Source organism: Sphingomonas sp. Leaf67 (assembly GCF_001421965.1).
Lineage (GTDB): Bacteria > Pseudomonadota > Alphaproteobacteria > Sphingomonadales > Sphingomonadaceae > Sphingomonas.
The window spans coordinates 1-11,578 of the sequence record NZ_LMLP01000012.1 but is presented as its reverse complement, the minus strand read 5'-3'; the positions used below and the strand labels follow the sequence as shown (position 1 = coordinate 11,578).

The 11,578-nt window shown below is 65.4% G+C and carries 9 protein-coding genes and 1 tRNA gene; 8 read left to right on the top strand and 2 right to left on the bottom strand.

The genetic code is table 11. The features are described 5' to 3' along the window. Nucleotides 1-360: 360 nt before the first annotated feature. A tRNA-Leu gene (locus tag ASE90_RS07740) sits at nucleotides 361-447 on the bottom strand. Nucleotides 448-582: 135 nt separating this feature from the next. Here ASE90_RS07740 and ASE90_RS07735 point away from each other — a divergent pair. The 6 genes from ASE90_RS07735 to gltB all read left to right on the top strand — a co-directional run bounded on the left by ASE90_RS07735 (nucleotide 583) and on the right by gltB (nucleotide 9,261). Next, complete coding sequence (locus ASE90_RS07735) at nucleotides 583-1,527, top strand: complex I NDUFA9 subunit family protein (protein ID WP_055998575.1); 945 nt, start codon at nucleotides 583-585, stop codon at nucleotides 1,525-1,527. Further along, nucleotides 1,524-2,369: an undecaprenyl-diphosphate phosphatase gene (locus ASE90_RS07730; protein ID WP_055998574.1), complete on the top strand. Its 846-nt coding sequence runs from the start codon at nucleotides 1,524-1,526 to the stop codon at nucleotides 2,367-2,369. Before ASE90_RS07735 ends, ASE90_RS07730 begins: the two co-directional genes overlap by 4 nt. A gap of 151 nt (nucleotides 2,370-2,520) precedes the next feature. Then, on the top strand, nucleotides 2,521-3,966 hold the full coding sequence (locus ASE90_RS07725) for an NAD(P)-dependent oxidoreductase (protein WP_055999175.1): 1,446 nt from the start codon (nucleotides 2,521-2,523) through the stop codon (nucleotides 3,964-3,966). Further along, nucleotides 3,963-4,262, top strand: a complete 300-nt coding sequence (locus ASE90_RS07720; protein ID WP_055998573.1) for a nucleotidyltransferase domain-containing protein — start codon at nucleotides 3,963-3,965, stop codon at nucleotides 4,260-4,262. Before ASE90_RS07725 ends, ASE90_RS07720 begins: the two co-directional genes overlap by 4 nt. Then, entirely contained in the window at nucleotides 4,259-4,732 is a 474-nt protein-coding gene (locus ASE90_RS07715) for a hypothetical protein (RefSeq protein WP_055998572.1), read from the top strand. The genes ASE90_RS07720 and ASE90_RS07715 overlap by 4 nt, the downstream gene beginning before the upstream one ends. Then, entirely contained in the window at nucleotides 4,729-9,261 is a 4,533-nt protein-coding gene (gene gltB, locus ASE90_RS07710; protein ID WP_055998570.1) for a glutamate synthase large subunit, read from the top strand. The genes ASE90_RS07715 and gltB overlap by 4 nt, the downstream gene beginning before the upstream one ends. 65 nt (nucleotides 9,262-9,326) lie before the next feature. Here the strand turns inward: gltB and ASE90_RS07705 are convergent, their stop codons facing one another. Continuing rightward, nucleotides 9,327-9,914, bottom strand: a complete 588-nt coding sequence (locus ASE90_RS07705) for a hypothetical protein (RefSeq protein ID WP_156361503.1) — start codon at nucleotides 9,912-9,914, stop codon at nucleotides 9,327-9,329. A gap of 45 nt (nucleotides 9,915-9,959) precedes the next feature. On the opposite strand from ASE90_RS07705, the gene ASE90_RS07700 reads away from it, so the two are divergent. Together ASE90_RS07700 and ASE90_RS19650 are read left to right on the top strand one after the other, a co-directional pair. Beyond that, nucleotides 9,960-10,631 (top strand): glutathione S-transferase family protein, encoded by a 672-nt coding sequence (locus tag ASE90_RS07700; protein ID WP_055998566.1) that lies wholly within the window; start codon nucleotides 9,960-9,962, stop codon nucleotides 10,629-10,631. A gap of 170 nt (nucleotides 10,632-10,801) precedes the next feature. Then, a protein-coding gene (locus tag ASE90_RS19650) for an IS5 family transposase (RefSeq protein WP_156361502.1) occupies nucleotides 10,802-11,559 on the top strand; the annotation gives its coding sequence in 2 pieces (ribosomal slippage) (nucleotides 10,802-11,120 and nucleotides 11,120-11,559; 759 coding nt in all). The last annotated feature ends 19 nt before the right edge of the window (nucleotides 11,560-11,578 follow it).

The following is an 11,578-nucleotide window of genomic DNA, read 5'->3' as shown; positions in this document are numbered from 1 at the left end:
TTGACCGTTCGCGCCGACGGCCGGGCGGGACAGATAGTCACGGTCCGGCACGTGTGCGAACCGGGACCGCCACGGCCGGTAAGGCAACCGTTGTGCGGCGGGCACCGTCGATCCTGAAGCGGCGTCGCTCGTCGGGTACGACGCTTCGGCATCCCGTCCCGACGGGGCCTCCCGAATCCGCGCCATCACCGTGTCGATGAGCCATCCCGATCGTATCTTGGCGGGGCTGTATTATCGCACCCGCCGCGAGCGCGACAGTTCAATTCGTTCGCATCGAAGCGTAGCCTGAAGGATCGGTTGGGGCGGTGTTCTCCGGGGATCGTTCTGAACGATCCCCGCGCATGTTCATGCTGTGAGAAATGGTGCCCAGAAGAGGACTCGAACCTCCACGACCTTGCGATCGCCAGCACCTGAAGCTGGTGCGTCTACCAATTCCGCCATCTGGGCACGGGGTAGGAGGGCGCCTCTACGGGGGCGTCGGGGGGGTGTCAACAACTTGTTTCGCGATTTTACGTTGTCCTTGCCGTTTGGACGCGGGAACGGCATGGGGCGTGGCATACAGGCCAAGCAAAGGCGGGCACGATGAAGAACCAGTTGGTGACGCTGTTCGGCGGTGGCGGTTTCGTCGGCCGCTATGTCGTACAGGAATTGTTGAAGGCGGGCGCCCGCGTCCGCATCGCACAGCGCGATCCGCGCCAGGCGCTGTACCTGCGGACGCAGGGCGGCCTTGGCCAGACACAGTTCGTCGCGGCCGATCTGTCGCGCCCCGACACGCTGGCGCGGGCGGTTGCGGGTTCGGATGCGGTCGTGAACCTCGTCGGCATTCTCGACGGCGATTTCGACAAGGTCCATGTCACCGGTGCGCGCAACGTCGCAGAGGCGGCGGCAGCGGCCGGGGCGAAGGCGTTCGTCCAGATTTCGGCGATCGGGGCCGACCCGGCGTCGCCATCGGCCTATGGCCGGTCGAAGGCGGCGGGCGAGGACGCGGTGCGCGCAGCGTTCCCGCATGCCACGATCCTGCGCCCGTCGATCGTGTTCGGGCGCGAGGACGGATTCGTCAATCGCTTCGCCGGCATGATCGCCGGCGCGCCGGCACTGATCGGGCGGCCGATCGTGCCGGTGATGGCAGCAGCGACCCGGTTCCAGCCGATCTATGTCGTCGATCTGGCGCAGGTAGTGGCAAAGGCGCTGGCCGATCCCGACCGGTTCGGGGGCCGGACTTATGCGATCGGCGGCCCGGACGTGATCTCGATGGGGGAACTCAACCACTGGATCGCGCGCGCGATCGGTCGTGACGTGCGCTTCGTAAAGGTTGCCAACGAACTGGGTGGCATGATTGCGGCGTTGCCGTTCACGCCGATCAGCAAGGATCAGTGGGCGATGCTGTCGCGCGACAATGTCGTCACCGGCGACGTGGCCGGGATCGAGGCATTCGATATCCGCCCGGTGCCGTTGTCGACGGTCGCGCCCGAATGGCTCGTCGCATATCGCAAGAACGGCCGCTTCAACAAAGTCGCCCGGATATGAGCAATGCGCAATCGTGGCTCGAAGCCGCGATCCTGGGGGTGATCCAGGGGTTGACGGAATTTCTGCCGGTCTCCTCCAGCGCACATCTGCGCATCGCCGGCGCGTTCCTGCCGTCGGGCACCGATCCGGGCGCCGCCTTCACCGCGATCATCCAGATCGGGACCGAAGCGGCGGTGCTGCTGTATTTCCGCAAGGACATCTGGCGGATCGCGACAGCGTGGCTCGGCCAGTTTTTCGGCAAGCAGGCGACACACGATGCCGACAATGCCCGGATCGGCTGGCTGGTCATCATCGGCACGCTGCCGATCGTGGTGCTGGGGCTGTTGTTCAAGGACGCGATCGAGACGTCGCTGCGCAACCTGTGGTTCACCGCGTTCAGCCTGATCGGCTTCGGTATTCTGCTGGGCATCGCCGACCGGGTGGGGCGGCGACGCTGGGGCATCGACCGGCTGGGTTGGGGCAGCGGCATCGCCTTTGGTTTCGCGCAGGCGATGGCGCTGCTGCCGGGCGTTTCGCGCTCGGGCGGCACGATCACCGCCGGACTGTTCATGGGTTTTACCCGCGAAGCGGCGGCGCGCTATTCGTTCCTGCTTGCGATTCCAGCGGTGCTGGCATCGGGTCTGTACCAGTTGCTCAAGACATGGGGTCAGTTCGGTCCCTATGGCCCGGGACCGACCCTGCTGGCGACGGGTATCTCGTTCGTCGTGGGATATGCATCGATCGTCGGATTCCTGAAGCTCGTGTCGACGCGCGGGTATATGGTGTTCGTCGTCTATCGGGTGCTGCTGGGTAGCGCGTTGATTATTCTGCTTTCCCAAGGGCGGCTCTTGCCACTTGGATAGGGCCGAAACGGCCACGAAACGCCTATTTAAGAATTGTTTGCATTAGTAATCATGGCTACCTCAGGTTATTAGGTCAGCGTTAATTACCTATCGATCGTTTATTGCGTGACTTGGCCGGTCGAATATGCTTTCCAATGCGTCGGAGGGCATCATGGCCGATCAAGCAATGCTGAAGTTCGTTTCGCGTCCCCAAGCCTATCCGGCGAAGCGGGAAGCCGAATTGCGTGCGGAGGACTTCCGCGAGATCGCGGAGCGTTACGCTCCGCCCACTGCCGAGGATCAGGCAGGGCGCTGCTCGCAATGCGGCGTCCCCTATTGTTCGGTCCATTGCCCGCTGCACAATCATATTCCCGACTGGCTGCGCCTGACCGCCGAGGGGCGGTTGCAGGAAGCGTATCAGCTGTCCAACAGCACCTCGACCATGCCCGAGATCTGCGGTCGCATCTGTCCGCAGGACCGGCTGTGCGAGGGCAATTGCGTCATCGAATTTTCGGGCCACGGCGCGGTCACGATCGGGTCGGTCGAAAAGTTCATCACCGATACCGCATGGGAAAATGGCTGGGTCGAACCGGTCGCGGTCGGTCCGGCGCGGGGCCAGTCGGTCGGCATCGTCGGCGCGGGTCCGGCGGGGCTGGCGGCGGCGGAATGGCTGCGCAACCTCGGCTATGAGGTCCATGTCTACGACCGGTACGACCGCGCGGGCGGGTTGCTGACCTATGGCATTCCCGGCTTCAAGCTGGAAAAGCCGGTGGTTATGCGCCGGGTCGAACGGTTGAAGGAAGGCGGCATCGTCTTCCACGAAAAGTTCGAGGTCGGTCGCGACGCCACGCTCGACGATCTGCGCCAGCGGCACGATGCGGTGCTGATCGCGACCGGCGTGTACAAGCCCCGCGCGATCAAGGCACCGGGTGTCGGCAGCGGCGGGGTGGTCGATGCGCTCGATTATCTGACCACGTCGAACAAGATCGGTTTCGGCGACAGCGTGGCCGCCTATGACGACGGTTCGCTCAATGCGGCGGGCAAGCATGTCGTCGTTGTCGGCGGCGGCGATACCGCGATGGACTGCGTTCGCACCGCGATCCGCCAAGGCGCGAAGTCGGTCAAGTGCCTCTATCGCCGCGACCGCACCAACATGCCGGGATCGCAGCGCGAAGTCGCCAATGCCGAGGAAGAGGGCGTCGAGTTCGTCTGGCTTTCCGCCCCCGCTGCGTTCGACGAGCGCGACGGTCAGGTGGTGCAGGTACGCGCTACCGGGATGCGCCTCGGCGCGCCCGACGCTTCGGGCCGGCGTGCGCCGGAAACCGATCCGGGCAACGAATTCGTGCTCGACGCCGATCTGGTGGTGAAGGCGCTGGGTTTCGATGCCGAGGATCTGCCGACGTTGTTCGACGCCCCCGAACTGGGCGTGACGCGCTGGGGCACGGTCCGCGTCGACGGCAAGTCGATGATGACGTCGCTCGACGGCGTGTTCGCGGCGGGGGACATCGTACGCGGTGCGAGCCTCGTGGTGTGGGCGATCCGCGACGGGCGCGACGTGACCGAGCGGATGCACGGTTATCTGAAGGCGAAGGCCAAAGCGGGAAGGCAAGCGGCGTGAGGCTGAAGCCGAACGAGGTGCAGGCGATCAAGGCGGCGGCGCGCGAAGCGTTCGGCGAGGATGTCGTCGTGCGCCTGTTCGGCAGCCGGGTGCGCGACGACCTGCGCGGTGGGGATATCGACCTGCTGGTCGAGGTCGATGCGGGTCTTGCGACCGAGACACTGGCCGACCGGTTCCGGGACCGTCTGTTCGAACGGATCGATGAGCAGAAGGTGGATGTCGTCTTTGCCCCGCGATCGAGCGAATGGTCCGCTTTCGCCCGTATGGTCGCACCGCAAGCGGTGGCGCTGCCGTGAGCGATGCCGACGACGTCCTGCACGCAACGCTGTTGCGGTGCCGCCGGCTGTCGGTCGGCATCGACGAGTTGCGCCCGATATTGTCGGCACATCTTCCCACGCAAATCTCGGTGCTGGACGCGCTGCCGCTGATCGAGCGGATCGCTTCGATCGCGTTGCTGAAACGGGTCGAACAGTTGCAGGATATGATCGCGCGGCTGGTCCGCCTGGTCGCCGTCTGGGAGTTGCTCGACACCGCCATGATGACGCGGCGAGACATGGCGAACTGGATGGAAAAGACCCGGTTCGTCGAGGATGCCGATCAGTGGGTCGACCTGACTCTGCTGCGCAATCGTCTGGTGCATGAATATCCGATCGACGAGGCGGAGCAGGTTCGCCGGGTCAATCAATGCTGGGATGCCGTGACGCAATTGCAGTCGATCGTCACAGCGATCGTAACCTATCTTTCCACGAAAGGGTTTTCGGCATGACCGATATGACCTCCGAACGCCTCCGCCTCGCCACCGAAGGCATGTACCGCCCCGAATATGAGGGCGACGCCTGCGGCGTCGGCATGGTCGCCGCGACCGATGGCAAGCCGTCGCGCCGGGTCGTCCAGTCGGCGATCGATGCGCTGCGGGCCGTGTGGCACCGTGGCGCAGTCGATGCCGATGGCAAGACGGGCGACGGCGCGGGTATCCATGTCGACCTGCCGCACCGCTTCTTCGACGACGCGATCGCCGCGTCGGGGCACAAGCCGATGCATGCCCGGCTCGCGGTCGGCATGGTGTTCATGCCGCGCACCGATCTGGGTGCGCAGGAAACCTGCCGCACCCTGGTCGAATCGGAGATCATCGAGGCGGGCTGGTCGATCTATGGCTGGCGGCAGGTGCCGGTCGACGTGTCGGTCATCGGCATGAAGGCGCAGGCGACCCGCCCCGAGATCGAACAGATCATGATCGCCGGCCCCGCGCCGGAGGACATGGACGAGGCCGAGTTCGAGAAGAACCTGTATCTGGTCCGCAGGCGGATCGAGAAGCGGATCATCGCCGCGCAGATCACCGGTTTCTACTTCTGTTCGCTGTCGTGCCGCTCGATCATCTACAAGGGGCTGTTCCTTGCCGAATCGCTGTCGGATTTCTATCCCGACCTGACCGACGAGCGCTTCGAATCGCGCGTCGCGATCTTTCACCAGCGGTACTCGACCAACACCTTCCCGCAATGGTGGCTGGCGCAGCCGTTCCGCTGCCTTGCGCACAATGGCGAGGTCAACACGATCCGCGGCAACAAGAACTGGATGCTCAGCCACGAGATCAAGATGGCAAGCATCGCGTTCGGCGAGCGGTCGGAGGATATCAAGCCGGTGATCCCGGCCGGCGCGTCGGACACGGCGGCGCTGGACGCGGTGTTCGAAACGATCTGCCGGTCGGGTCGCGACGCGCCGACTGCCAAGCTGATGCTGGTGCCCGAGGCGTGGCAGGGCGCGGCGGACATGCCCGAAGCGCATACCGCGATGTATGATTACCTCGCGAGCGTGATGGAGCCGTGGGACGGCCCGGCCGCGCTGGCGATGACCGATGGCCGCTGGGCGGTCGCGGGGCTGGACCGCAACGCATTGCGTCCGCTGCGCTACACGCTGACCGGTGACGGGCTGCTGATCGTCGGGTCGGAAGCGGGCATGGTCCCGGTCGCCGAAGCGACGGTGGTCGAGAAGGGGCGGCTGGGGCCGGGCGAGATGCTCGCCGTCGATCTGAGCGAGGGCAGGCTCTACAAGGACCGCGCGATCAAGGACAAGATTGCGGGCGAGGCGGATTATGCCGCGATGACCGGCAAGTTCCTGACGATCGACGATTTGCCCGCCGCCACCGCCGAACCGTTGCGCTACGACCGGGCCGAACTGGCGCGGCGGCAGGTGTGCGCGGGACAGACGCTGGAGGATATGGAACTGATCCTGTCGCCGATGGTCGAAGGGGCCAAGGAAGCGATCGGGTCGATGGGCGATGATACGCCGCTGGCGGTCATTTCGGACAAGCCACGCCTTATCAGCCATTTCTTCCGCCAGAATTTCTCGCAGGTCACCAACCCGCCGATCGATCCGTTGCGCGAGCGGTACGTCATGTCGCTCAAGACGCGGTTCGGCAATCTCGCGAACATCCTCGACGCCGCCGACCGCGGAAATGCGGTGCTGGTGCTCGACAGCCCGGTGCTGACCAACACCGACTGGCTGCGGCTGAAAGCGCATTTCGGCACCCAGGCGGCGGAGATCGACTGCACCTTCCCGGCGGGCGAGGGGCCGGAGGCGCTGCGTGCCGCCATCGCTCGCATCCGGGCGCAGGCCGAACAGGCGGTGCGCGAAGGGCGCAGCGAGCTGTTCCTGACCGACGAGCATCTCGACGCGACCAAGGTGCCGATTGCCGGCGTGCTGGCGGCGGCAGCGGTGCATACGCATCTGGTCCGCAAGGGGCTGCGCTCCTACGCATCGATCAACGTGCGGTCGTCGGAATGCCTCGACACGCATTATTATGCGGTGCTGATCGGGGTCGGCGCGACGACGGTGAACGCCTATCTGGCCGAAGCCGCCATCGCCGACCGTCATGCGCGCGGGCTGTTCGGGGAGATCAGCATGGACGAGGCGCTGAAGCGCCATCGGACCGCGATCGACGAAGGGCTGCTGAAGATCCTGTCGAAGATGGGGATCGCGGTGATCTCCAGCTATCGTGGCGGCTATAACTTCGAGGCGGTCGGCCTCAGCCGCGCGCTGGTCAACGACTTCTTCCCCGGCATGCCGGCCAAGATTTCGGGCGAGGGCTATCATTCGCTCCACGTCAACGCGACCGAACGGCACGAGGCGGCGTTCGATACGGCCGTCGCGACGCTGCCGATCGGCGGCTTCTATCGCCAGCGCGGCGGTGGCGAGGCCCATGCCTATTCGGCGCAGCTGATGCACCTGTTGCAGACGGCGGTCGCGACCGACAGCTATTCGACCTATATGCAGTTCTCGCGGGGCGTGCGCGACCTGCCGCCGGTCTATCTGCGCGATGTGCTGGAGTTCAACTTCCCCGAAACCGGCGTGGCGATCGATCAGGTCGAGGCGATCACCGAGATCCGCAAGCGTTTCGTGACGCCGGGCATGTCGCTGGGCGCGCTGTCGCCGGAAGCGCATGAGACGCTGGCGATCGCGATGAACCGGATCGGCGCGAAGGCGGTGTCGGGCGAAGGCGGCGAGGATTCGATCCGCTATCAGCCATATGAAAATGGCGACAACGGCAATTCGGTCATCAAGCAGGTCGCGAGCGGAAGGTTCGGCGTAACCGCCGAATATCTCAACGCCTGCGACGAGATCGAGATCAAGGTCGCGCAGGGTGCCAAGCCCGGCGAGGGCGGGCAGCTGCCCGGTTTCAAGGTGACCGAGTTCATCGCCAAGCTGCGCCATGCGACGCCGGGGGTGACGCTCATTTCGCCGCCACCGCATCACGACATCTATTCGATCGAGGATCTGGCGCAGCTCATCTACGACCTCAAGCAGATCAACCCGAAGGCGCGGGTCTGCGTCAAGCTCGTGTCGTCCGCCGGAATCGGCACGGTGGCGGCGGGTGTGGCAAAGGCCCATGCCGACGTCATCCTGATCTCCGGCCATGTCGGCGGCACCGGCGCGTCCCCGCAGACGTCGATCAAATATGCCGGCACGCCGTGGGAAATGGGGCTGTCGGAGGTCAACCAGACGCTGACCCTCAACGGCCTGCGCGGGCGCGTGGTGCTGCGCACCGATGGCGGCCTCAAGACCGGGCGCGACATCGTCGCCGCCGCGATCCTTGGTGCCGAGGAATTCGGTATCGGCACGCTGTCGCTGGTGGCGATGGGCTGCATCATGGTGCGGCAGTGCCATAGCAACACCTGCCCGGTGGGCGTGTGCGTGCAGGACGAGCGGCTGCGCGCCAAGTTCACGGGGACCCCGGAAAAGGTCATCAACCTGATGACCTTCATCGCCGAGGAAGTGCGCGAGATCCTGTCGCGCCTGGGCGTCCGCAGCCTGAACGACGTGGTCGGGCGGACCGAGTTCCTGCGGCAGGTCAGCCGCGGGGCCGAGCATCTCGACGATCTCGACCTCAACCCGATCCTCGCGAAGGTCGATGCCGACGAGAGCGAGCGGCGGTTCAGCCTGTCGACCTTCCGCAACGAAGTGCCCGACAGCCTCGACGCGCAGATGATCAAGGATGCGGCGGCGGTATTCTCGCGCGGTGAGAAGATGCAGCTGACCTATTCGGTGCGCAACACCCACCGCGCGGTCGGCACCCGGCTGTCGTCCGAGATCACCCGCACGTTCGGCATGTCGAAGCTGGCCGATGGTCATGTGACGGTTCGCCTGCGCGGGTCGGCGGGGCAGAGCCTCGGCGCGTTCCTGTGCAAGGGCATCAAGCTGGAGGTGTTCGGCGACGCCAACGACTATGTCGGCAAGGGGCTGTCGGGTGGCACGATCGTCGTGCGGCCGATGGTGTCGTCGCCGCTGCGCAGCCACGAGAATACGATCGTCGGCAATACCGTGCTGTACGGTGCGACCAGCGGCAAGCTGTTCGCGGCGGGGCAGGCGGGCGAGCGCTTCGCGGTCCGCAATTCGGGCGCGACCGTGGTCGTCGAGGGCTGTGGCGCCAATGGCTGCGAATATATGACCGGCGGCGTCGCGGTCGTGCTGGGGCGGACCGGCACGAACTTCGGGGCGGGCATGACCGGCGGCATGGCATTCATCTACGACCATGACGCCAGCTTCGAACGCAACCACAACCCGGAGAACATCACACTCCACCGGCTGGGATCGACGCATTGGGAAGGCGTGCTGAAGGATCTGGTCGCCCAGCATCATGCCGCCACCGACAGCAAATGGTCGGGCGCGATCCTCGAGGATTGGGACCGGTGCAAAGGCCGGTTCTGGCAGGTGGTGCCAAAGGAAATGCTGACGCGTCTGCCGCACCAGTTGCTCGACGATGCAGCGGGGGAACCGGGACAGGCGGTCGCCGCCGCCTGAACCAGCGCGCCGCGACGGTCGGTCGATCGTCGCGACGTTGCGCTATCGTCCGGTAGCGTTCGCCGTCATGACGGATGCCGGCCGGTCGTGGAAACGGCCGGTCCGTCGGTCCCGCGTCGTACGGCGATCCAGCCGAACGCGGTATAGAGCATCAGCGCCCACCAGCCGCCATCGGTGACGAACAGATAGGCGATGCCGATCGCCGCCAGCGCCATGGCGGTCAGCAGCGCGAGCCCGGTCGGCAGCGCGGCCGCCAGCAGCACCGCGCCCGCGACGCTCGCCACCACCGCCTGAACCCCGAGCCACGCATAGGAACCGGACACGCCCAGCGATCCGATCGCCGGCAGCTTGACCGTCGCGAAGCCGCGCATCGCATTGGGAAAGGCGTCGGCGGCGAGATGCAGGCCGATGCCGATCGCGAGTCCGGCCATCACCGGTCGCCAGCGGCGCGCGATCAGCGCCAATGCCAGCGGCAGCAGCGAATGGGTCAGACCGCTGCGATGACCGATCGGCAGCCACAGGTCGAGATCGGGCAGGGTGGTGCCCGCGATCCCGGCACAGACCGCTGCCGCAGCGTGGACCATCGGCCGGCGCGAGGCGCGTGCCAGCAGGATCGCGCCCGCCAGCCAGACCAGAGCAATCAGCAATCCCACACGAATCCCCTTCCGCGCCGTCGCCGTGCCGCCTAACACGACGGCATGTGGCAGCTTCTGCAATTTCCGTTATGTCCCTTCTCGCGCAAGGTCCGTCTGCTGCTGGCGGAGAAGAGCATCGGCTATCAGCCGGTGCGCGAATCGCCATGGACGCGGCGGGACGAGTTCCTGCACCTGAACCCGGCCGGACAGACGCCGGTGATGATCGACGAGCAGGCTGGTATCCGGCTGATCGATTCGATGGCGATCTGCGAATATATCGAGGAGACGGGCGACAAGCCGGCGATGCTGAACGGCAGCGCCGCCGACCGCGCCGAACAGCGGCGGCTGGTGACGTGGTTCGACACGCAATTCTATCGTGAGATCACCGGACCGCTGCTGATGGAGCGGATGGAGAAGCGCATCGTCCACCGCCAGACGCCCGACACGCGCGTGCTGCGCGAGGCGATGAAAGCGGCGGTCGAGCATCTCGATTATATCGACTATCTGCTCGACCATCGGCACTGGATCGGCGGGGCGACGATGAGTCTGGCCGATCTGGCGGCGGCGGCGCAGATTTCGATCGCGGACTATCTGGGCGGGATCGACTTCAAGACGCACGACCTTGCGAAGCGATGGTATGTCGGCATGAAGAGCCGGCCGAGTTTCCGGCCGCTGCTCGCCGAGCGGATGGAAGGCGTGCCGCCGCCGGCCGATTATGAGAAGCTGGACGTCTAGGCGGTGTCTGCATTTGCAGGATTCCCATTCGGGTTGAGTTCTGGTTCAAGGCTGGCGAAGGAGCCGAGCCTTGAGCAGACGCACGCTGACGGATGAGCAATGGGAGCGGATTGCTGGTTATCTCCCGGGGCGCGAGGGGACACNTTCAAGGCTGGCGAAGGAGCCGAGCCTTGAGCAGACGCACGCTGACGGATGAGCAATGGGAGCGGATTGCTGGTTATCTCCCGGGGCGCGAGGGGACACGCGGCCGCAGCGGCGTGGACAACCGGCTGTTTGTGGACGCGATCCTGTGGATGGCTGGCAATGCGGCGCGCTGGCGCGACCTGCCAGAGGTATTCGGCAAGTGGACAGGGGTGCATGCCCGGTTCCGACGCTGGTCGCATGCCGGTGTCTGGGAACGACTTTTCCATAGCCTGGCCGACACGCCGGACTTTGAATACGTCCTGATCGACAGCACCATCTCGAAAGTCCATGCCGATGCGGCGGGCGCAAAAGGGGGGCTGAAGCTGCCGCGATCGGGCGATCTCGGGGTGGCCTGACGACCAAACTGCATGCAGCCGTCGATGCCATCGGCCTGCCGATCCGCATCCATCCGACGCCCGGCCAACGGGGCGATCGTCCCGAGGCCGAGACGCTGCTCACTGGCTTGAAGGGCATCGGCCACGTCATCGCCGATGCCGCCTATGACGCCGATCCGCTACGAGCCTTCATCGCCGACGACCTTGGCGCCACCGCGCAGATTAAGGCCAATCCGAGCCGAACCGCCAAACCTCCCATCGATTGGCGCCTCTACAAGGAACGTCATCAGGTCGAATGCTTCTTCAACAAGCTCAAGCGCTTCCGGCGCATCGCCCTGCGCTGCGAGAAAACCATCACCGCTTTCATGGGCTTCGTTCATCTCGCGTGCGCCATGATCTGGCTGCGCTAAATGCAGACACCGCCTAGGG